Source organism: Actinomycetospora sp. TBRC 11914 (assembly GCF_012933465.1).
Taxonomy (GTDB): Bacteria; Actinomycetota; Actinomycetes; order Mycobacteriales; family Pseudonocardiaceae; genus Actinomycetospora.
Map to the genome: position 1 here is coordinate 183,079 of NZ_JABBND010000003.1, position 20,491 is coordinate 203,569.

At 73.8% G+C, this 20,491-nt stretch carries 19 protein-coding genes; 4 read left to right on the forward strand and 15 right to left on the reverse strand.

Annotated features, from left to right (window positions below):
* From HH311_RS08990 to thyX, 3 genes are all read right to left on the reverse strand, one after another.
* A complete protein-coding gene (locus HH311_RS08990) occupies positions 1 to 1,695 on the reverse strand; it encodes a ribonuclease J (RefSeq protein WP_169183412.1) in 1,695 nt (564 codons plus the stop codon).
* Positions 1,696 to 2,133: 438 nt separating this feature from the next.
* The gene (locus HH311_RS08995; RefSeq protein WP_169183283.1) at positions 2,134 to 2,778 is read right to left on the reverse strand and encodes a TIGR03085 family metal-binding protein; all 645 of its coding nucleotides are present in this window, start codon (positions 2,776 to 2,778) and stop codon (positions 2,134 to 2,136) included.
* 60 nt (positions 2,779 to 2,838) lie between these two features.
* Entirely contained in the window at positions 2,839 to 3,588 is a 750-nt protein-coding gene (thyX, locus tag HH311_RS09000) for an FAD-dependent thymidylate synthase (protein WP_169183284.1), read from the reverse strand.
* 169 nt (positions 3,589 to 3,757) lie between these two features.
* On the opposite strand from thyX, the gene HH311_RS09005 reads away from it, so the two are divergent.
* Both HH311_RS09005 and HH311_RS09010 read left to right on the forward strand, forming a co-directional pair.
* The gene (locus HH311_RS09005; protein ID WP_169183285.1) at positions 3,758 to 4,462 is read left to right on the forward strand and encodes a toxin-antitoxin system HicB family antitoxin; all 705 of its coding nucleotides are present in this window, start codon (positions 3,758 to 3,760) and stop codon (positions 4,460 to 4,462) included.
* The gene (locus tag HH311_RS09010; RefSeq protein ID WP_169183286.1) at positions 4,459 to 5,454 is read left to right on the forward strand and encodes a DUF4097 family beta strand repeat-containing protein; all 996 of its coding nucleotides are present in this window, start codon (positions 4,459 to 4,461) and stop codon (positions 5,452 to 5,454) included. Before HH311_RS09005 ends, HH311_RS09010 begins: the two co-directional genes overlap by 4 nt.
* Positions 5,455 to 5,537: 83 nt before the next feature.
* Here the strand turns inward: HH311_RS09010 and HH311_RS09015 are convergent, their stop codons facing one another.
* From HH311_RS09015 to HH311_RS09025, 3 genes are read right to left on the reverse strand one after another with little or no spacing between them, the layout of a single operon-like run.
* Positions 5,538 to 6,293, reverse strand: coding sequence for a succinate dehydrogenase/fumarate reductase iron-sulfur subunit (locus tag HH311_RS09015; RefSeq protein WP_169183287.1), 756 nt, complete (start codon positions 6,291 to 6,293; stop codon positions 5,538 to 5,540).
* Positions 6,294 to 6,309: 16 nt separating this feature from the next.
* Positions 6,310 to 8,283, reverse strand: a complete 1,974-nt coding sequence (locus HH311_RS09020) for a fumarate reductase/succinate dehydrogenase flavoprotein subunit (RefSeq protein ID WP_169183288.1) — start codon at positions 8,281 to 8,283, stop codon at positions 6,310 to 6,312.
* A gap of 3 nt (positions 8,284 to 8,286) precedes the next feature.
* Entirely contained in the window at positions 8,287 to 8,973 is a 687-nt protein-coding gene (locus tag HH311_RS09025; RefSeq protein WP_169183413.1) for a succinate dehydrogenase cytochrome b subunit, read from the reverse strand.
* An 83-nt stretch (positions 8,974 to 9,056) separates the two neighbouring features.
* On the opposite strand from HH311_RS09025, the gene HH311_RS09030 reads away from it, so the two are divergent.
* On the forward strand, positions 9,057 to 10,046 hold the full coding sequence (locus HH311_RS09030; protein WP_169183289.1) for a LysR family transcriptional regulator: 990 nt from the start codon (positions 9,057 to 9,059) through the stop codon (positions 10,044 to 10,046).
* A gap of 98 nt (positions 10,047 to 10,144) precedes the next feature.
* Here HH311_RS09030 and HH311_RS09035 read toward each other — a convergent pair whose 3' ends face one another.
* The 3 genes from HH311_RS09035 to HH311_RS09045 form a co-directional block, all read right to left on the reverse strand.
* Positions 10,145 to 11,398, reverse strand: a complete 1,254-nt coding sequence (locus HH311_RS09035; protein WP_169183414.1) for a winged helix-turn-helix domain-containing protein — start codon at positions 11,396 to 11,398, stop codon at positions 10,145 to 10,147.
* A 63-nt stretch (positions 11,399 to 11,461) separates the two neighbouring features.
* Complete coding sequence (locus HH311_RS09040; RefSeq protein WP_169183290.1) at positions 11,462 to 12,238, reverse strand: methylenetetrahydrofolate reductase; 777 nt, start codon at positions 12,236 to 12,238, stop codon at positions 11,462 to 11,464.
* Positions 12,235 to 12,726, reverse strand: a complete 492-nt coding sequence (locus HH311_RS09045; protein WP_169183291.1) for a carbonic anhydrase — start codon at positions 12,724 to 12,726, stop codon at positions 12,235 to 12,237. The genes HH311_RS09040 and HH311_RS09045 overlap by 4 nt, the downstream gene beginning before the upstream one ends.
* A gap of 98 nt (positions 12,727 to 12,824) precedes the next feature.
* Between HH311_RS09045 and HH311_RS09050 the strand changes: the two genes are divergently transcribed.
* Complete coding sequence (locus tag HH311_RS09050) at positions 12,825 to 13,415, forward strand: GNAT family N-acetyltransferase (RefSeq protein WP_169183292.1); 591 nt, start codon at positions 12,825 to 12,827, stop codon at positions 13,413 to 13,415.
* 91 nt (positions 13,416 to 13,506) lie between these two features.
* On the opposite strand, the gene dapB is transcribed toward HH311_RS09050, so the two are convergent.
* The 6 genes from dapB to HH311_RS09080 form a co-directional block, all read right to left on the reverse strand.
* Positions 13,507 to 14,301, reverse strand: coding sequence for a 4-hydroxy-tetrahydrodipicolinate reductase (gene dapB, locus HH311_RS09055; protein ID WP_169183293.1), 795 nt, complete (start codon positions 14,299 to 14,301; stop codon positions 13,507 to 13,509).
* A gap of 110 nt (positions 14,302 to 14,411) precedes the next feature.
* Positions 14,412 to 15,743, reverse strand: a complete 1,332-nt coding sequence (locus HH311_RS09060) for a pitrilysin family protein (RefSeq protein WP_312030027.1) — start codon at positions 15,741 to 15,743, stop codon at positions 14,412 to 14,414.
* A 137-nt stretch (positions 15,744 to 15,880) separates the two neighbouring features.
* Positions 15,881 to 18,214, reverse strand: coding sequence for a polyribonucleotide nucleotidyltransferase (locus HH311_RS09065; RefSeq protein ID WP_248292335.1), 2,334 nt, complete (start codon positions 18,212 to 18,214; stop codon positions 15,881 to 15,883).
* Positions 18,215 to 18,456: 242 nt separating this feature from the next.
* Positions 18,457 to 18,726 (reverse strand): 30S ribosomal protein S15, encoded by a 270-nt coding sequence (gene rpsO / locus HH311_RS09070; RefSeq protein ID WP_169183294.1) that lies wholly within the window; start codon positions 18,724 to 18,726, stop codon positions 18,457 to 18,459.
* A 175-nt stretch (positions 18,727 to 18,901) separates the two neighbouring features.
* The gene (locus HH311_RS09075; RefSeq protein ID WP_169183295.1) at positions 18,902 to 19,429 is read right to left on the reverse strand and encodes a 2'-5' RNA ligase family protein; all 528 of its coding nucleotides are present in this window, start codon (positions 19,427 to 19,429) and stop codon (positions 18,902 to 18,904) included.
* Positions 19,430 to 19,433: 4 nt separating this feature from the next.
* On the reverse strand, positions 19,434 to 20,390 hold the full coding sequence (locus HH311_RS09080) for a bifunctional riboflavin kinase/FAD synthetase (protein WP_169183296.1): 957 nt from the start codon (positions 20,388 to 20,390) through the stop codon (positions 19,434 to 19,436).
* Between the last annotated feature and the right edge of the window lie 101 nt (positions 20,391 to 20,491).

Consider the following 20,491-nt stretch of genomic DNA (forward strand, 5'->3'; position numbering starts at 1 on the left):
TCACACCGGCAGGACCGTCGGGACGATCATCGGGCGGCGCCGGTAGGTCTCGCCGACCCACTTGCCCACGACCCGCCGCACCGACTGCGCGATGCGGTGGGTGTCGGTGATCCCCTCGGCCTCGGTGCGCGAGAGCTCCATCTCCACGAGGGAGACGACGTCCTCGAGCGCCTTCGGGTCGTCGGAGAACCCGCGGCCGGAGATCCGCGGCGGCGAGACCGCGCGCCCGGTGGCCGCCTCGACGGCCACGGTGATCGCGATGAAGCCGCCTTCGCCCAGGACCTGGCGGTCCGAGATGGTCGACTCGCCGACGTCGCCGACCTGGTTGCCGTCGACGTACACGTGCCCGACCTCGACGCGCCCGGCGATCGCGGCCTTCCTCTCGGTCACGTCGACGACGACGCCGTCCTCGGCGATGACGATGCGCTCGCGGTCCACGCCGGTCTTCGCGGCGATCTCGGCGTTGGCGCGCAGGTGGCGCCACTCGCCGTGCACCGGCATGACGTTGCGGGGCCGCAGCGCGTTGTAGAGGAACAGCAGCTCCCCCGCGCTCGCGTGCCCGGACACGTGCACCTTGGCGACGCCGGAGTGGATCACCTCGGCGCCGAGCCGCGTCAGGCCGTTGATGACGGCGAACACCGCGGTCTCGTTGCCGGGGATGAGGCTGGAGAGCAGCACGACGGTGTCGCCCGGGGTGATCGTGATCTGCCGGTGGTCGCCGCGGGCCATGCGCCCCAGGGCCGAGAGCGGCTCCCCCTGCGAGCCCGTGGAGACGAGCACGACGTCGCGCTCGGGCATCGCCAGCGCCTCGTCGAGGTCGACGAGCAGGCCCTCCGGGATGTCGAGCAGGCCGAGGTCGGCCGCGATCCCCATGTTGCGCACCATCGAGCGTCCGGTGAAGCACACCTTGCGCCGGTGCCTCGCGGCCGCGGTCAGCACCTGCTGCACGCGGTGCACGTGGCTCGCGAAGCAGGCGACGATCAGCCGGCTCGGCGCGTTGCGGAAGACGTCGTCGATCACCGGCGCGATCTCGCGCTCGGGGGTGACGAAGCCCGGGACCTCGGCGTTCGTCGAGTCGACCAGCAGCAGGTCGACGCCCTCGTCGCCGAGCCGCGAGAACCCGGCGAGGTCGGTCAACCGCCCGTCGAGGGGCAGCTGGTCGAGCTTGATGTCGCCGGTGTGCAGCACGGTGCCGCCCGGGGTCCGGACGGCGACGGCGAGCGCGTCGGGGATCGAGTGGTTGACCGCGAAGAACTCGCAGTCGAACGTCCCGAAGTGGTTGCGCTCCCCCTCGCGGACCTCGAGCAGGTGCGGGGTGAGCCGGTGCTCGCGGCACTTGGCCTCGACCAGCGCGAGCGTGAAGCGGGATCCGACGACGAGCAGGTCCGGCTTCTGGCGCAGCAGGAACGGCACGGCGCCGATGTGGTCCTCGTGCCCGTGGGTGAGCACCAGGGCGTCGACGTCGTCGAGCCGGTCCTCGATGGCGCGGAAGTCGGGGAGGATGAGGTCGACGCCGGGCGACTCCTCCGAGGGGAAGAGCACGCCGCAGTCGACGATGAGCAGCTGGCCGCCGTACTCGAGCACGGTCATGTTGCGGCCGACCTCGCCGACTCCGCCGAGCGCCACCACCCGCAGCGCGCCCGAGGCGAGCGGCTTCGGGGGCGAGTCGGCGACGGCCCCCGAGCTCCGGGGCACCGACTGCGTCGGCACGCCCGTGCCCTGCCCGCAGTCGTGGTCGGCGTGCCCGGTGTCCCGCGCCTTCTGCTCGGGGGCCTTCTGGTCGTGCTGGGGCCCGCCGCCGTTGCCCCGGCGGCGCTGTGCGGTCGATCGACTCACCGGGTCACCCCGGTGGGGTTGTCGTTGTGGATGTCGGTTCCTCCTGATCAGGCGGCGTCGCCCGGCTCGCGTCGCGGAGCGCCGGGTCGCAGGGCGTTCACCTGCTGGTGCGACCCCTCGCGGGTCGCGGGATGTCTCGGGGTGGCAGAGCGCGCTCCGGCGCGGGTCGGCCTCCGGGCCGCACGGGGCGGGCGGGGCGATCGGCGGGCGTAACTCATGCATGGTCACCGTACCGCCCCGGGGGCGAGGGGGTGGCGTGCGAGGGGGTGGACGCCGTCGGAGGACCTGACGGTGGACCTAGAGGCCGCGGTCGAGGGCCTTCACGCTCGCGACGTCGGCCGGCTCGCCCTCGAACGACACGACGGCCTGGTCACGGCCGCTGGAGAACACGACCAGCTCGCCCGGCTCCCCCACGATCGTCACCGTCCGCGGACCGCTCTTCACCGCGTGCGTCCGCCCGTCGGGGGCCCGCAGCGTCACCCCGACAGGGCTGGACCGGTAGGACAGCCGCCCCAGCAGCCCGGCCTGCTTCCACAGCAGCTCGTCGCGCGCCGGGTCGGCGGGCCGCGGCGCCCAGCCCTCGACGGCGCGCCGCACGTCCTCGTGGTGGATGAAGTACTCCTGGACGTCCACCCCGGCGAGGAACGGCAGCGCCATCGGGCTCCACGACGGCGGGCCGCTGCGGATCAGCGCGACGTTGGCGCCGAAGTCGCGCTGCGCCGCCTGCGCCTGCACGCGCTCCGTCCAGAACGACAGCGGCGGAATGAGGATCCCCGGCGCGGCGTCCGGACGGCGCTCGCGGACGACGAGGTGGGCGAGCAGGTCGTTCGTCGTCCAGTCCCCGCACAGGGTCGGCTCGTCGGGCCCGCGCTCGAGGAGGAGGTCAGCGAGGGCGTTGCGCTCGGCGGCGGCCACGGCGCCGGCGGACCGGGGGGCACTCATGATCGGTGACCTACCCGGTGGGCGACGCGGTGAAGCAGCGCCCGACCCATCGGCCGCGACTCATCCTTCGGCGACGTACGGGCTGGACGCGACCCGCGATCCCCCGGGCAGCTCGCTGATGACGAAGTCGGCGAACACGTTGGGCACCTCGGCCTGCAGGACCTCGAGGCAGGCCACCGCGAGATCACGGATCTCGACGTCGGCGTGCTCGGTGGCCCGCATCGCGATGAAGTGCCGCCACGCCCGGTAGTTCCCGGTGACGACGATGCGGGTCTCGGTCGCGTTCGGGAGCACGGCCCGGGCGGCCTGACGGGCCTGCTTGCGCCGCAACGTGCGGTTCGGCTCGTCGGCGAACCGCTCCTCGAGCCCGGCCAGGAGCTTCTCGTAGGAGGCGAGGGCGGCGGCGCTGGCCTCGGCGAAGAGCTCGTGCAGCTCGGGGTCGTCCGCGATCACCTCGGGCTCGACCATGGCCGCGTCGCGCTCGGGCACGTAGCGCTGGGAGAGCTGCGAGTAGGAGAAGTGCCGGTGGCGGATGAGCTCGTGGGTGAGGCTGCGCGACATGCCGGTGAGGTAGAAGGTCACCGTGCCGTGCTCGAGCACCGAGAGGTGGCCGACCTCGAGGATGTGGCGCAGGTAGCCGGCGTTGCTGGCCGTCGCGGGGTTGGGCTTGGTCCACGACTGGTAGCAGGCCCGGCCCGCGAACTCGGCGAGCGCCTGACCCCCGTCCGCGTCGGTCTCCCACGGCACCCCGGCGGGCGGGAGGAACTCCGTCTTCGCGATCAGCGTCACCTGCGGCGTCACGGTCCGCATGGTCGAGCTCCGCTCGGCTACGTCTCCGGTCTCCGGCACGCGCCCACCGTAACCACACCCCCTGACAACGAGTCCGTGATGTCGCGGCGACACCACCGCGGTGTTCACCGAGCGCGGAGACGACACCACGTCGCTTGCCATGGTGTCGATGTGGTGTCACTGTGGTGGCATGGACCTCACGCCCTATGTCTCCGCCCTGCGCGACGACCTCGCCGCCGCGGCGTCGGTGGGCGACGAGCAGACCGCCAAGGCCGGTACCGCGCTGGCCGCGGCCCTCGAGCCCGCCGTCCGCCTCGCCCTCATGAACGCCCTCTCCGACCTCGCCTCCGAGGTCTCCGACTCCCTCGACGACCACTCCGTCTCGCTGCGCCTGCGCGGCCGCGAGGTCGACGTCGTCGTCGACCGCACCGCCCCGGACGGGGAGTCCGGCGGCTTCTACGCCGGGCCCACGTCGAGCCCGTTCGCCGGCGCCGGCGCCTCCCGACCCGGCTTCGTCACCCCGCCCGGCCCCCCCGGCCCCGGCGCCGGGCCCGCCGACATGGGCGACATCTCCCGCATGACGCTGCGCCTGGTCGACCAGATCAAGGGGCAGGCCGAGCAGGCCGCCGCCGCCCAGGGCATGTCGCTCAACTCCTGGATCTCGCAGGCCGTGCAGGGCGCGCTGCGTGACTCGTGGGGCCACGGCAAGTTCCGCGGCCACGACTGGAGCCGCGGTCAGCACTGGGGCCGCGGCTGGGACGAGGGCCCGGACGCCGGGTCCGACGACTCGCCCGGGTCGGGCGACCGGCCGTCGGGCGACCGGCCGTCGGACGAACGGCCGTCGGGTGACGACGGCGAGGGCGGTTCCGGCGTCTCGGGATGGGTGCGGGGATGAGCGCGACGAGCCGGGAGGAGCGCTTCGACGTGGCCGGTCCCGTCGAGGCCGTGATCGAGATCGACGCCGGCCGCATCGACGTCCGGCTGGCCACCCCGCCCGCCGGGGACGGCACCGAACAGGAACCCGCGCCCGGCGTCGGGACCCCGGAGGTGCGGGTCGAGGTGACCGCCGACCTCGAGGGCGCCCCCGGCTGGGTGCGCGGGCTCGCGGGGCTCGTGGACGCGGCCGGGGGGCTCGAGCGGCGCTTCGGCGTCGACCTCGGCTCCGTGGTGTCGGGCCTGGGCGCCCGCCCCGGGGAGGACCCCGAGGAGCGGGCCGCCCGCGCGGTGGCCGCGGTGGAGATCGGGGTCGCCGACGGCCGGCTGACCGTGCACGGCCCCCGCGAGGTCGTCCTGCGCACCGTCCCGCTGCACGTCACGGTGCACGCCCCGGCCGACAGCGGGCTGCGGGTGCGGGCGGGCGCGGCCCCGGTGGAGCTCACCGGGCGGCCGGCCGAGGTGGACGTGCGCACCACCGGCGGGGTCACCGTGGACGAGGTCGTCGTCCGCGGCGCGGTGCGCTGCGGCGCGGGCGACGTGTCGGTGCGGCGCGTCGCCGGGGTGCTGCGGGTCAGGGGCGGCGCCGGCGACGTGACCCTCGACGACGTGGCCGCGCCCGTCGAGGTGGTCACCGGCAGCGGGTCGGTCACGGCCGACCGCGTCGCCGCCGACCTGACGGTCCGCTGCGGCAGCGGGAACGTCACGGTCCGCGACGCCACGTCGGGCGACCTCGACCTCACGACCGGCGCGGGTGCGGTCCGGGTCGGCGTGCACGCCGGGGTGGACGCCGCGGTCGACCTCCGCTCGGCGGCGGGCTCGGCCTCCTCGGACCTGCCCGTCAGCAGCACCCGCCCGGAGCCCGCCGGCGGGACGGCGGCCGGCGCTCCCCCGCTGCGCATCCGCGGGCGCTCGGCCGCGGGGACCGCCCGCGTCCAGTCCGCCTCGGTCTAGCCACCGCGGCCCGGACCGCACGAACGGCCGGTTCATCACCGTCGATGGTCACGAACCGGCCGTTCGTGCGGTCGGTGAGGCGCCTAGTCGGAGCGCGCCCCGGCCAGCGTCGCGCCGAGCACGTCGTGGTTGAGCCGCGAGATCGTCGCCAGCGGGATGCCCTTGGGGCACACCTCGGCGCAGGCGCCGACGTTGGTGCAACCACCGAAGTCGAGCTCGTCCTGCTTGGCGAGCATGGAGATGGCGCGGGTCTGCCGCTCGGGCTGGCCCTGCGGGAGCAGCCCGAGGTGGGTGACCTTGGCGGCGGTGAACAGCATCGAGCTGCCGTTCGGGCACGCCGCCACGCAGGCGCCGCAGCCGATGCAGGTGGCGGCGTCGAACGAGTCGTCGGCCGAGACCTTGTCGACCGGGGTCGCGTGCGCCTCGGGCGCCGACCCGGTGTTGACGCTGACGTAGCCGCCGGCCTGGATGATCTGGTCGAACGCCGACCGGTCGGTCACCAGGTCCTTGATCACCGGGAACGCCCGGGCCCGCCACGGCTCGACGTCGATCGTGTCGCCGTCCTTGAAGTGCCGCATGTGCAGCTGGCAGGTCGTGGTGTTCTTCTGCGGACCGTGCGGGATGCCGTTGATGACCATCGCGCACGAGCCGCAGATGCCTTCGCGGCAGTCGTGGTCGAACGAGATCGGGTCCTCGTCGTCGAGGACGAGCTTCTCGTTCAGCACGTCGAGCATCTCGAGGAACGACATGTCCTCGTCGACGTCGTCGAGCTGGTACTTGACCATCTTGCCCTTGGCGTCGGCGTCCTTCTGACGCCAGACGCGCAGAGTGAGCTTCATCGGTGCTGATGCCCTCTTACTTGTAGCTGCGCTGGCTCGGGTGGACGTAGGAGAACTCGAGGTCCTCCTTGTGCAGGACCGGCTTGCCACCGTCGGTCCACTCCCAGGCGGCGACGTACGAGAAGTTCTCGTCGTCGCGGGCCGCCTCGCCGTCCTCGGTCTGGTGCTCGACCCGGAAGTGCCCACCGCAGGACTCCTCGCGGTGCAGCGCGTCCAGGCACATGAGCTCCGCGAGCTCCATGAAGTCGGCCACGCGGTTGGCCTTCTCCAGGGACTGGTTGAAGCCGTCGCCGGTGCCCACGATCTTGACGTCGCGCCAGAACTCCTCGCGCAACGACGGGATCCGGTCGAGCGCCTTCTCCAGGCCCTCCTTGCTGCGGGCCATCCCGCACTGGTCCCACACGAGCTGCCCGAGCTCGCGGTGGAAGGAGTCGACGGTGCGGTTGCCGTTGGCCGAGAGCAGCTTGTCGATCCGGGCCTGCGTGGACTGCACCGCCTCGACGACGGCCGGGTGGTCCTCGGGCACCTCGTCGAACGGGGCGTCGGCCAGGTAGTCGGCCACCGTCGTCGGGAGGATGAAGTACCCGTCCGAGAGCCCCTGCATCAGCGCGGACGCGCCGAGCCGGTTGGCGCCGTGGTCGGAGAAGTTGGCCTCGCCGCCCACGAACAGACCGGGGATCGTCGAGCGCAGGTCGTAGTCGACCCAGAGCCCGCCCATCGTGTAGTGGATCGCCGGGTAGATGCGCATCGGGACCTCGTACGGGTCGTCCCCGGTGATGCGCTGGTACATCTCGAAGAGGTTCCCGTACTTGGCCTCGACGGCGTGGCGCCCGAGGCGCTCGATCGCATCCTTGAAGTCCAGGTACACCCCGAGCCCGCCGGGACCGACGCCGTGCTCGGCGTCGCACATGTTCTTCGCGGCGCGCGAGGCGATGTCGCGCGGGACCAGATTCCCGAACGCCGGGTACTGGCGCTCGAGGTAGTAGTCGCGCTCGTCCTCGGGGATGTCGTTGGGGTGGCGGTCGTCGCCCCGCTCCTTCGGTACCCAGACGCGGCCGTCGTTGCGCAGCGACTCCGACATCAGGGTCAGCTTCGACTGGTACTCGCCGCTGACCGGGATGCAGGTCGGGTGGATCTGGGTGTAGCAGGGGTTCGCGAACAGCGCCCCGCGCCGGTGCGCCCGCCACGCCGCGGTGACGTTGGAGCCCTTGGCGTTGGTGGAGAGGTAGTAGACGTTGCCGTAGCCGCCGGTGCAGAGCACCACGACGTCGGCCAGGTAGGTCTGGATCTCGCCGGTGAGCACGCTGCGCGCGACGATGCCGCGGGCGCGGCCGTCGACGACGATCAGGTCGAGCATCTCGGTGCGCGGGTGCATCTCGACGGTGCCCGCGGCGATCTGGCGCTCGAGGGCCTGGTACGCGCCGAGCAGCAGCTGCTGGCCCGTCTGACCGCGCGCGTAGAACGTCCGGGACACCTGGGTGCCGCCGAACGAGCGGGTGTCGAGCAGGCCGGAGTACTCCCGCGCGAACGGGACGCCCTGCGCGACGCACTGGTCGATGATCGACAGGCTGTTCTCGGCGAGGCGGTGGACGTTCGACTCGCGCGAGCGGAAGTCCCCGCCCTTGACGGTGTCGTAGAACAGGCGGTGCACGGAGTCGCCGTCGTTGCGGTAGTTCTTCGCGGCGTTGATGCCGCCCTGCGCGGCGATCGAGTGCGCGCGGCGGGGCGTGTCCTGGTAGCAGAACGACTTGACGTGGTAGCCGGCCTCGCCCAGCGTCGCGGCCGCGGCGCCGCCGGCCAGGCCGGTCCCGACGACGATGACGCTCATCTTGCGCCGGTTGGCCGGGTTGACGAGGCGGGCCGAGAACTTGCGGTCGTCCCACCGGTCGCCGATCGGGCTGTCGGGGGCGCGGTTGTCGGCGATCGGGTCGCCGAGGGTGTAGCGGCCCTCGCCCTGTGTCGACGTGGGCTCCTGCTGCAGCTCAGACATTGCTCACCTCACCAGACCGGTCATGACCGAGATCGGGATGATCGCGAAGCCGACGGCGATGACGACCCCGACGGTGATCGAAAAGGTCTTCAGGGCGTGCTGACGGACCGCGCTGTTCCCACCCAGGGTCTGGATACCCGACCACAAACCGTGGCTGATGTGGGTGGAGAGCGCGACCATCGCGACGATGTAGAAGATCGACACGACCGGGCGGTCGAAGCTCGCGACCAGCTTCTGGTAGGCCCCGGCATTCTCCGGCAGCGGGTTCACGACGCCGAGGGTCAGGTCGAGGATGTGCCAGATCACGAACAGCGCGATGATCACACCACCCCAGCGCATGGTCCGCGCGGCGTAGCTGCCCTGCGGATTGCGGTGCTGGTAGCCGACGGGACGGGCCTTCTTGGCCTTGTACCAGAGCGAGAACGCGGCCCACATGTGCAGCAGCACGGCGACCGTCAGCACGGTCCGGATGATCCAGAGGACCCCGCCGTACCCGAAGATGTCCTCGCCGAGCGTGCGCAGGTGGACCGAGTAGTTGTCGAACGTCGTGAGCCCGAAGAAGATCTTCAGGTTCCCGATCATGTGCGCGATGACGTACAGCAAGAAGATGGCGCCCGTCACGGCCATGACGGACTTCTTGCCGACGGACGATCCCCACGTCCTCGTGACGATGTTGCGGTGCTGGGTCATGACCACGGCGACACGCTAAGCCGAGGAACACGCCGACCGCCAATGCATGCAAGTCGGTCCAGCGATGCTCTTAAGCTATTGGAGTGACCCTCAAGCAGCTCGTCTACTTCCTGGCCGTGGCCGACACCGGCCGGTTCGTGCAGGCAGCGGCCGAGGTGCGGATCGCGCAGCCGACGTTGAGCCGACAGGTCCAGTCGCTGGAAGATGATCTCGGCGAGACCCTGTTCACACGGGGTCGCGATCACGTCACACTCACAGCGGCGGGTGAGACGCTGCTGCCGCTCGCGCGGCGCATCGTCGCCGACGTCGAGACCGCCCGCCTGCAGATCGCCGAGCTCGCCGGGCTGCGGCGCGGGCGACTGCGGGTCGGCGCCACCCCCAGCCTGTGCGTCGGGGTCCTCGCCGACGTGCTCGCGGTCTTCCACACCAGCTACCCCGGCATCTCGCTGCAGATCCGGGAGGGCGGCTCGCAGGACCTCGTCGCCGACCTCGAGGACGGCCAGCTCGACCTCGCCCTGGTCATCCACCAGCGCGACCGGGCGGGGTCGGCGAGGCGGCCCGGCGCGGGCGCGCCGAGTGCGGGCGACGCTCCCCTGCGGCTCACCCCGGTGCTGCGGGAGGAGCTGGTGGCGATCTCGGCCGCCGGGGGCCAGGCCGGGCTCGACGAGGCCCTCGGCGACCACGCGGGCATCGTCGAGCTCGCCCGGCACCCCCTCGTGGTGAACCGGACCGGCTACGAGCTGCGCGAGGTGGTGCTCTCGGCCTGCGCGGCGGCCGGGGTGACCCCGCGGATCGCCGTCGAGGGCGGCGAGATGGACGCCGTCCTGCGCATGGTGGAGCGGGGGCTCGGCGTCGCGATCGTGCCGAGCCTCGTGCTCACCGGCCGCCACGGCCTGCACATCACCCGCCTCGACGGCTCGGGGTGGACCCATCGCACGATCGCCCTCGCGCACCGGACCGACGTCGCCCCCACCCGGGCGGCCGAGGCGTTCCGCGAGACCCTGCTCGCCGTGCTCGCGCGTACGTCACGGACCGGGGGCCTGCCGCCGGGGGTCCGCTTCATCCACAGCTGAGGTGAGCGCGGGTGGTGGCCACGATCACGAGCACGCCAGGCATCTCAGAACCCGCGCCGGGGTGCGCCACGTACCCCTCACCAGGCCGTCGACCGGGGTCAGCCGGCCTCGGCGTAGCGCAGCGCGCGCGAGAGGGCCGGCGCGAGCGGCCCGCCCTCGACGACGACGTCGCCCACCCCCAGCCACGCCGCCATCTCCTGCAGCGCGCCCGCCATCTCCGCCGCCACCCGCGCCTCGTCCGCGCCGCGCTCGGCGGACCCCGGCTCGGCGAACGCGCCCGGCACCCGCAGGACGCCTGCGGCGCGGTCGGTCTTGAGGTCGACCCGGCCCACGAGCTGCCCGTCGAGCAGGAACGGGAAGACGTAGTAGCCGTGGGTGCGCTGGTCGGCCGGGGTGTAGATGCCGATGCGGTACTCGAACCCGAAGATCCGTTCGGTACGGGGCCGGAACCACACCAGCGGGTCGAACGGGGCGAGCAGCGCGCGGCCGGCGACCTTGCGCGGCACCCGGGCCCCGGCCGCGCGGTACGCCGGCGCGTCCCACCCCGCGACCTCGACCGGGACCAGCTCCCCGGCGTCGACGAGCTCGGCGACCGCCGCCCGGCTCTCGGCGGGCGGGAGGCGGTAGTGGTCGCGCAGGTCGGGCTCCGTGGCCACGCCGAGCGCGCCCGCCGCCCGCCGGGTGAGCTCGCGCATCGCCTCCGCCCGGTCCGGGTCGCGCGCCAGCACGTGCGGTGGCAGGACGTCCTCGGTGACGGCGTAGGCCCGGCGGAAGCCGCGCCGCGTGCCCGTCGTCAGGACCCCCGTGGCGAAGAGGTGCTCGCAGGCGACCTTGACGTCGGAGCGCTGCCACCAGCCGCCGTAGGCGCGGGCCTTCCGCTCCCCTGCGTGGCCGAGCACCTCCTCGACCTCGCGCGCCTCGAGGGGCCCGTGGGCGGCCACCGCGTCGTGGACCGCGTCGAGGATGTCCGGCCGGTGCTCCAGGGCGCTGCCCAGCCACCGGCTGGTCCGCGCGGTGTTGTCCCGCATCCGCCAGCGCAGCAGCGGCCAGTCCTCGACCGGCACCAGGCTCGCCTCGTGCGCCCAGAACTCGACGAAGGCCCGGCGCCGGCGGTCGGCCGCCGTCTGCGGCCAGGCCAGGGCGTCGAGGACGTCACGGTCGTAGGAGCCGAGCCGGGCGAACGGCGGCGCGTAGTGCGCCCGCACCGCCACGTTCACCGAGTCCAGCTGCAGCAGCCCGAGCCGGCGCACGAGCCGCTTGAGCGTCCCCCGGTCCGGCGCCACCCCGGCACGGACGGGCGCGTCGAGCGCCTGCGCGGCTAGCGCCGCCCGACGGGCCGCCGCGGCCGTCATCCGCTCCGGCTTCGGCGTCACGCGATCACCCACGGCCCGGATCGTGCCACCGACCCCCGACACTCACCCCGCCAGCAGCGGCGCGAGCCGGCGCGCGACCCGTCCCGCCCGGCTGACCGCCACCAGGTGCACCCCGTCCACGACGCCGGCCTCCCGCAGCGCGAGCACGTGCTCGCAGGCCGCGGCCACCCCGGCGTCGGGGTCCTCGGCGAGCGCGTCCTCGAGCCCGTCGGGCAGCTCGAGGTCCGGGATGGCGGAGGCGACGCCGTCGGCCATGCGCGGCCCCGTCGGGAGGATCACCCCCGCGCGCACCGGGACGTCGACCTCGGCGTCCTCGCGCCAGCGGGCCACCGCGGCGACCGAGAACGACGGCGGCAGCCAGACCGCGTCGGCCGCCCGCTTCCACCGGGCGAGCGGCCGGCCGAGCGGGGCGACGACCCCGATCCGCAGCGCCACCTCGTGCTCCTCGGCGAGCGCCCGGGCCTCGTCGAGCATGGCCCGGACCCCGAGGGGACCGTCCTCGGCATCGTCCTCCGGCGGGTCCCCGCGCAGGAGCAGCACCTCGCCGACGCCGAGCGCGAGCAGGCCCAGCAGGTCGCGGCGCAGGCCGAGGCGGTTGCGGTCCCGCGCGTTGAGGACCGCGGTCACCCGGGCCCCGGCCTCGCGCGCCACGGCCGCCACCGCGACGCCGGACACCGCCGCGCGCGCCGTCGGGTTGTCCGGGGCGAGCACGTGGTCGGTCAGCGGCGCGAGGTCGGCCACCTGCCGGCGGACCGGATCGAGGTCCGGCCGGTGCGGGACGTCGATCTCGGCAACGACATCCCGGACGTCGAAGGTCACTTCACCTCGGTCAGCGCGCCGCTGTCCACGTCGTAGACGAAGCCGCGCACCGCGTCGGTGTGGAGCAGGAACGGGCTCGAGCGGACGGCGGCGAGCGAGTCGCGCACGTCCTGCTCGGTGTCGCCGAACGCCCCCGGCGCCCACGCCGGGCGCTGTCCGCACTCCGACTCGAGCTCGGCGACGAAGTCGTCGTCGGCGAAGGTCGCCATGCCGCACTTGGTGTGGTGGATCAGCACGACCTCGGTGGTCCCGAGCTTGCGCTGGCTGATCGTCAGCGAGCGCAGGACGTCGTCGGTGACGACCCCGCCGGCGTTGCGGATGACGTGGGCCTCGCCGTCGCCGAGCGCGAGGGCGCGGTAGACGTCGAGCCGGGCGTCCATGCAGGCGACGACCGCGACGTGGCGCGACGGGGGCCCGGCGAGGCCACCGCCGGAGAACGACGCGGCGAACGACTCGTTGGCGGCGACCAGCTCGTCGGTGACGGACAAGGTTCCTCCTGGCGTGGCGGTCGGGGGTCGTAGGTCTACCACCGTTCCGCGCACCGTCCGCGTGACGCGGGTGACAGCCCCCGTGCCACCCTCACGACATGGCGATCGCGCACGTCCGTCCCGCCACCGCCGACGACGCCGGGCCCGTCACCGCCGTGCAGCGCGAGGTGTGGACGTCGGCCTGGGCCGGCTTCCTGCCCGCCGGCCTCACCGAGGGGTTCGACGACGAGGCGGTGCGCGCCGCCTGGGCGCGCACCGCCGCCGGGCCGGGGCTGTGGGTGGCGACCGAGGGCGACGCCGTCGTCGGGTTCTGCCTCGCCGGCGCGGCTGCCGAGGAGGACGTCGCGGACGCGGTGGGGACGGTTCCCGACGACGCCGGGCGGGTCGGGCTGGTGGCGACGCTGCTGGTCTCGCCGCGGTGGGGCCGGCGGGGGCACGGCGGCCGGCTGCTGGTGACGGCCACCGAGGCGCTGCGGGCGGAGGGGGCGGCCCGCGGGATCACGTGGGTGCCCGAGCGCGACGCGGCCTCGCGGGCGTTCTACGCCCGCGCCGGCTGGGACCCCGACGGCACCGTGCGCACCCTCGACGCGGGCGGCCGCCCGCTGCGCGAGGTGCGCCTGGGCGGCCCGCTCGACCTCGCGTTCGCCCCCGAACCGACCGCGGACGACCTCGGCCTCCCGCTCCTGTAGATCGGCCTCATAGGGGACGGGTGAACGGCGCCGTCCTGGCGTCGGATGCCAGGAACGTGCCCTTGCCGGCACGGGCCCGGGGACGAGCCGGCTAGTCCAGGTCGAGGACCGACTCCAGGCCGACCGTGAGCCCGGGCCGCGACGACACCGACCGCACGGCCAGCAGCACGCCGGGCATGAACGAGGCCCGGTCGAGCGAGTCGTGCCGGATGACCAGCGTCTCCCCCGCCGTGCCGAGCATGACCTGCTGGTGCGCGACGAGCCCCGTCATCCGGACCGCGTGGACGTGCACCCCGTCGACGACGGCGCCGCGGGCGTGGTCGGGGTCGTGCGTGGTGGCGTCGGGGCTCGGGCCGAGCCCCGCCGACGACCGCGCCTCGGCGACCATCTGCGCCGTGCGGGTGGCCGTGCCCGACGGCGCGTCGGCCTTGTTCGGGTGGTGCAGCTCGACGATCTCCACGGAGTCGAAGAACCGGGCCGCCTGCGCGGCGAACCGCATCGACAGCACGGCCCCGATCCCGAAGTTCGGCACCACCATGACGCCGAGCTCCGGCTTCGGCTCGAGCCAGCCCCGGATCGTGTCCAGCAGTTCGGGGGTGATCCCGCTGGTCCCGACGACGCAGTGGATGTTCTGGTCGATGCAGAACCGGATGTTCTCCGCGACGGTCGAGGGGTGGGTGAAGTCCACCGCGACCTGGGTGTCCGCGTCGGCCAGCGAGAACAGCCAGTCGCCCTGGTCGACCATCGCGACCAGGTCGAGGTCCTCGGCGCCCTCGACGGCCCGGCACACCTCGGCGCCCATGCGGCCCCGCGCCCCGAGCACGCCGACCCGGGTGACGTCGTCGTCCACGGGCAGGTCCGCGGCGGCTGCCGCTCCCTCACTCATCCGGTCCAGCTCCGCTCCGCTTCGTGTCCCCCGGTCATCCGGTCCAGCTCCGCTCCGCTTCGTGTCCCCCGGTCATCCGGTCCAGCTCCGCTCCGCTTCGTGTCCCCCGCTCATCCGGCCACCTCGCGCAACTCGTCGGGGAGATCGTCGGCGTCAGCGTAGGGCCCGACGACGGCCGCGGTCACCGGCGTCGAGAACAGCTCGGCGGCCAGCGTCGCGACGTCGTCGCGGGTGACCGCCTCGATGCGGGCCAGCGAGTCGGCCAGGTCCAGCGAGGCCCCCCGGCCGTCCAGCTCGCGGCGCCCGAGCCAGCTCATGCGCGACGACGTGTCCTCCAGCCCGAGCACGTACTCGCCGCGCAGCTGGCCGCGGGCGCGGACGAGCTCGGCGTCGGTGACCCCGCCCCGCGCCAGGTCGGTGAGCTGCTCGCGCAGCACCCCGGCGGCCGTACCCAGCCGCTCGGGCGCGCAGCCGACGTACACCGAGAGCACACCGAGGTCGGAGTAGCCGGCCGCGGACGAGTACACCGAGTACGCCAGCCCCCGCCGCTCCCGGATCTCCTGGAAGAGCCGCGAGCTGGTGCCGCCGCCGAGCACCGTCGACAGCACGAGCTGCGCGGCCCAGCGGGGGTCGCCGCGGCGCACCGAGGGCACGCCGAGCATCAGGTGGGCCTGCTCGGTGTCGTCCTCGCGCACCACCAGCCGGTCCGCCGGCAGCGGCGGCGTGACGGCCGCGTCGGGACGGACCCACGCCGGGCCGGGCGCGAGCCGGTCGCCGAACCCGGCGACGACCGCCTCGAGGACGGCGGCGTGGGTGACGTTGCCCGCGACGGCGAGCACCGACCGCGACGGCACGTAGTGCGCGGCGTGGAACCGGGCGATGACGTCGCGGGTCATCGCGCCCACCGACTCCTCGGAGCCCACCACCGGGCCGCCCAGCGGGTGGGCGCCCAGCAGGAGGTCGTCGAAGTCGTCGGCGAGCAGGTCCTCGGGGTCGTCGTCGCGCCCGGCGATCTCGGAGAGCACCACGTCGCGCTCGACCTCGACGTCCTCGGCGGCCATGACGCCCTCGAGCACCACGTCGCACACGACGTCGACCGCGAGCGGCATGTCCGCGTCGAGGACGTGGGCGTAGAAGCAGGTGTGCTCCTTGGTGGTGAACGCGTTGAGGTCACCACCGACCGCGTCGATCTCCTCGGCGATCTGCCGGGCGGAGCGCCGCGGGGTGCCCTTGAACAGCAGGTGCTCGAGGAAGTGGGCGGCGCCGCGCGACGCCGGGTCGAACCCCGGCTCGTCGCGCGACCCGACGTCGACCCACAGCCCGACCGAGGCCGACCGTGCCCCCGGGACGTGCTCGGTGACCACCCGCAGGCCCCCGGGGAGCACGGTCCGTGCCACCCCGGGAGCCGGATGCTGGGTCTCCGCGGCAAGCCGTTCCGGCACCACACGCTCCTCCGTCGCGTGTGCCGCCGGCGTGCGGCGCCGCGCCTGCTGGGTCTCCGCGGCAAGCCGTTCCGGCACCACACGCTCCTCCGTCGCGTGTGCCGCCGGCGTGCGGCGCCGCGCCTCGGACGTCCCGGTCAGGAGCTGCCTCCGCCGATGGCGCCGGTGATGGCGCCCGTGGCGGCGGGCTCGGCCGGCGGCACGCCGGCGCCCTCGGCGCCGGTGCCCTCGGGAGCGTCACCGTTGCCCGAGGCGTCGGCGGTCTCCTCCTCCTTGACCGGGACGAGGCTGATCTTGCCGCGGTTGTCGATGTCGGTGATCTCGACGCGGATCTTGTCGCCGACGTTCACGACGTCCTCGACCTTGCCGATCCGCTTGCCGCCGCCGAGCTTCGAGATGTGCACCAGGCCGTCGCGGCCGGGCACCAGCGACACGAACGCGCCGAACGCCGCGGTCTTGACGACGGTGCCGAGGTAGCGCTCGCCGATCTTCGGCATCTGCGGGTTGGCGATGGCGTTGATCTTGTCGACGGCGGCCTGGGCGCTCGGCCCGTCCGCGGCGCCGACGTAGATCGTGCCGTCGTCCTCGATCGAGATGTCGGCGCCGGTCTCCTCGGTGATCGAGTTGATCATCTTGCCCTTCGGCCCGATGACCTCGCCGATCTTGTCGACCGGCACCTTCACCGTGGTGATGCGCGGCGCGTAGTCGCTCATCTCGTCGGGCGCGTCGATGGCCTCGGCCATCACGTCGAGGATCGCGAGGCGCGCGCCCTTGGCCTGGGTGAGCGCCTTCGCGAGGACCTCGGAGGGGATGCCGTCGAGCTTGGTGTCCAGCTGCAGCGCGGTGACGAGGTCCTTGGTCCCGGCGACCTTGAAGTCCATGTCGCCGAAGGCGTCCTCGGCGCCGAGGATGTCGGTCAGCGCGACGAAGGTCTCCTTGCCGTCGACCTCGCCGGACACCAGGCCCATCGCGATGCCCGCGACCGGGGCCTTGAGCGGCACGCCGGCGTTGAGCAGCGACATCGTCGAGGCGCAGACCGAGCCCATCGAGGTCGAGCCGTTCGAGCCCAGCGCCTCGGAGACCTGCCGGATCGCGTAGGGGAACTCCTCGCGGGTCGGCAGGACCGGCACGAGGGCGCGCTCGGCCAGCGCGCCGTGGCCGATCTCCCGGCGCTTCGGGGACCCGACGCGGCCGGTCTCGCCGGTGGAGAACGGCGGGAAGTTGTAGTGGTGCATGTAGCGCTTCGTCGTCTCCGGGGTGAGGGAGTCGATCGACTGCTCCATGCGCAGCATGTTCAGCGTGGTGACGCCGAGGATCTGGGTCTCGCCGCGCTCGAAGAGGGCCGAGCCGTGCGCCCGCGGGATGACCTCGACCTCGGCGGCCAGCGGCCGGATGTCGGTGACGCCGCGGCCGTCGATGCGGAAGCCCTCGGTGAGGATCTTCTTGCGGACCGTGGCCTTGGTCAGCGAGCGGAAGGCCTCGCCGATCTCCTTCTCGCGGCCCTCGAACTTCGGGCCGAGCTCGGTGACGAGGCGCTCCTTGAGGGCGTCCTGGGCGTCGTCGCGCTCGTGCTTGCCCGCGATCGTGAGCGTGCGGTCCAGCTCGTCACCGGCGGCCGAGGTGACCGCGTCCAGCACGTCGGACTGGTACGGCGGGAAGGTCGGGTAGTCCTTCGTCGTGACGCCGAGCGAGGTGTAGAGGTTCTTCTGCGCCTCGCACAGGGTGCGCAGGAAGGGCTTCGCGGCCTCCATGCCGGCGGCCACGACCTCCTCGGTGGGCGCCGGGGCGCCGCCCGCGACGAGCGCCAGCGCGTGATCGGTGGCCTCGGCCTCGACCATGGAGATCGCGACGTCGGAGCCGTCCTCGGTGATCGAGCCCGCGATCACCATGTCGAACACGGCGCCCTGCAACTGCTCCCACGTCGGGAACGCGACCCACTGGTCGCCGATGAGCGCCATGCGGGTGGCGCCCACCGGACCGTCGAACGGCAGGCCCGAGATCTGCGTGGAGGCCGACGCGGCGTTGATCGCCAGCACGTCGTAGGGGTCGTTCGGGTTGAGGCTCTGCACCGTGATGACGACCTGCACCTCGTTGCGCAGGTTCGACACGAAGGTCGGGCGCAGCGGGCGGTCGATCAGGCGGCAGGTGAGGATCGCGTCGGTGGACGGGCGGCCCTCGCGGCGGAAGAACGAGCCGGGGATGCGCCCGGCGGCGTACATCCGCTCCTCGACGTCGACGGTGAGCGGGAAGAAGTCGAAGTTGTCCTTCGGGCGCTTCGACGCGGTGGTCGCCGAGAGCAGCATCGTCTCGTCGTCGAGGTACGCGACGACGGCGCCCGCGGCCTGGCGGGCCAGGCGACCGGACTCGAAGCGGATGGTGCGGCTGCCGAGGGCGCCGTTGTCGAGGACGGCGGTGGTCTCGTGGACGCCGGTCTCGGTGTCCACGGTGGCCGGTGAGGCGGAGTTCGCCATGGGTCGGGATTCCTCCTGTGGAGTCCCCGCCGCCACGTGCCCCCTCGCGTCGGGGGCCACCGCGGACGGCCGACGTGACCGGTCTTCGATCGAAGCCCCCGGACGGCGGGTCCGGGAGCCACTACCGAGGACCGGGTCGGATCGGTCCTCCACCGGCGCTGCGGTGGCGGGGCTCGTCGTTGTTCGGGTCGTGGTGCTCCTCGGGCCGCCCGCGTCGGCGACGCGGACGGCCCGGAGGGGGTCTAGCGGCGCAGGCCGAGCCGCTCGATGAGCGACCGGTAGCGCGAGATGTCCACCGAGGCCACGTACTTCAGCAGCCGGCGGCGGCGACCGACCAGCAGCAGCAGTCCGCGCCGCGAGTGGTGGTCGTGCTTGTGGGTCTTCAGGTGCTCGGTGAGCTGGATGATCCGCTGCGTCAGCAGTGCCACCTGCGCCTCGGGCGAACCCGTGTCGGTGGTGTGCACGCCGTACTCGGAGAGGATCGAGCGCTTCTGGTCGGTGGTCAGGGCCACGTCGGTGGTGCTCCTCGGTGCTCGGAGGGGTCCTGCCCGTCCGGGCGGCGCTGTGGGCCACCCGTCCGGTGCCGTGTGGGGTGCGCCGGTCGAGCACTGCTGCGCCGGTGCGCCCACCGCGCGGGGTCGCCCGCGCGTCCGGCCGCCACGGACCGCAGCCGGATCACCTCACAGTCTACCGGGCGGGTCCGACGCCCTCCCCGCCGCCCGGGCTCTCCACCAGCGCGAACCGCTCGAGCACCCGGTAGGGCGTCCCGCCGGCCACCAGCACCGCCTCGCGCGGCGTCCAGGCCGGACCCCGGTGCGCGTCCAGCCCCGGCGGCACCGCGGGCGCCCGGCCGCGGCACCGGGCGACGGTCAGGTGGGCGACGTGCTCGCCCGGGTCGGCCCCCGCCGCCGCCACCAGGCGCGACCAGCCCTCGCCGTCGTCGGGCCGGATCCCCAGCCACAGCGCGGTGCCGAACACCCCGGCGCCCTCGGGGCGCAGCCGCGGGGCGGGGAGGCCGGCGAGGTCGCGGCGCAGCGTGGCCGCGACGTCCCCGGGATCGGCGTCGGCGAGGAAGCGCAGCGTGACGTGGCGGCGCTCCCGGGCCACCGGGCGCCACCGGTCCCCGTCCGGCCCCGGGCGCAGCGCCCGCTCGAGCGCGGCGTCCACCGCCGCGTCGACCGCGTCGTCCGGGAGGACCGCGACGAACAGGCGCACGGGTCTACAGGCCGAGGAGCTTCCGCGTGGTGGCGACGTCGCCGTCCATCGCGGTGATGAGCTCCTCGATCGACTCGAAGCGCGTCATCCCCCGCACCCGGGCGACGAAGTCGACCGCGACGCGCTGGCCGTAGAAGTCCTCGCTGTGGTCGAGCACGAACGCCTCGACCGTGCGGACCTGGCCGGAGAACGTGGGGTTGGTGCCCACCGAGACCGCCGTCGGGAGGCGCTCCTCCCGGCCGTCGGGGCCCGGACGCACGAACCACCCGGCGTACACCCCGTCGGCGGGGACGGCGGCGTGCTCGGTGACGGCGACGTTCGCGGTCGGGTAGCCGAGCTCGCGGCCGCGCTGGTCGCCGCGCACGACGACGCCCTCGACGCGGTGCGGCCGCCCGAGCGCGTCGGCCGCGGCCTCGACGTCGCCGGCCGCGATCGAGCTGCGGATGTAGGTCGAGGAGAACGTCACGGTGCGCCCCCGGTCGCCGTCGGCCACGAGGTCGAGCCCGATCGCCTCGAACCCGAAGCGCTGCCCCAGGCGCTCGAGCTCGGCGACGTCGCCGGCGGCCTTGTAGCCGTAGGTGAAGTTCCGCCCGACGACGACCGCGGAGGCGTGCAGGCGGTCGACGAGCAGCTCGTGGACGAACTCGGCCGGCGAGACGTGGGCGAACTCGAGCGTGAAGGGCAGCACCCAGAACGCGTCGACGCCGAGCTCGGCGACGAGCTCGGCCCGGCGGGCCAGCGTGGTCAGCTGCGCCGGGTGCGAGCCGGGGCGCAGGACCTCACTGGGGTGCGGGTCGAAGGTGATGAGCACGGTCGGGAGGTCCCCGAGCTCGCGCGCCAGGGCCACGGCCCGGCCGATGAGCTGCTGGTGGCCGCGGTGCACCCCGTCGAACACGCCGATGGTGACCACGCAGCGGCCCCAGCCCGGGGGCACGCCGTCACGACCGCGCCAGCGTTGCACTGCGAGGGGCCTCCGGAGCGAGTGGACTTCCGACGGGCGTCAGCGTACGGGCGCGCCGTGGCCCCAACCGGTCGGCGGGTCTGGATCACCCGCCGGGGCGG

Bases quoted from the DNA above. Each gene is read 5' to 3' on its own strand.
- HH311_RS08995 (WP_169183283.1), bottom strand. From the start codon at position 2,778: ATGAGTGCCCCCCGGTCCGCCGGCGCCGTGGCCGCCGCCGAGCGCAAC.
- thyX (WP_169183284.1), bottom strand. From the start codon at position 3,588: ATGCGGACCGTGACGCCGCAGGTGACGCTGATCGCGAAGACGGAGTTC.
- HH311_RS09005 (WP_169183285.1), top strand. From the start codon at position 3,758: ATGGACCTCACGCCCTATGTCTCCGCCCTGCGCGACGACCTCGCCGCC.
- HH311_RS09010 (WP_169183286.1), top strand. From the start codon at position 4,459: ATGAGCGCGACGAGCCGGGAGGAGCGCTTCGACGTGGCCGGTCCCGTC.
- HH311_RS09015 (WP_169183287.1), bottom strand. From the start codon at position 6,293: ATGAAGCTCACTCTGCGCGTCTGGCGTCAGAAGGACGCCGACGCCAAG.
- HH311_RS09020 (WP_169183288.1), bottom strand. From the start codon at position 8,283: ATGTCTGAGCTGCAGCAGGAGCCCACGTCGACACAGGGCGAGGGCCGC.
- HH311_RS09025 (WP_169183413.1), bottom strand. From the start codon at position 8,973: ATGACCCAGCACCGCAACATCGTCACGAGGACGTGGGGATCGTCCGTC.
- HH311_RS09035 (WP_169183414.1), bottom strand. From the start codon at position 11,398: ATGACGGCCGCGGCGGCCCGTCGGGCGGCGCTAGCCGCGCAGGCGCTC.
- HH311_RS09050 (WP_169183292.1), top strand. From the start codon at position 12,825: ATGGCGATCGCGCACGTCCGTCCCGCCACCGCCGACGACGCCGGGCCC.
- dapB (WP_169183293.1), bottom strand. From the start codon at position 14,301: ATGAGTGAGGGAGCGGCAGCCGCCGCGGACCTGCCCGTGGACGACGAC.
- HH311_RS09065 (WP_248292335.1), bottom strand. From the start codon at position 18,214: ATGGCGAACTCCGCCTCACCGGCCACCGTGGACACCGAGACCGGCGTC.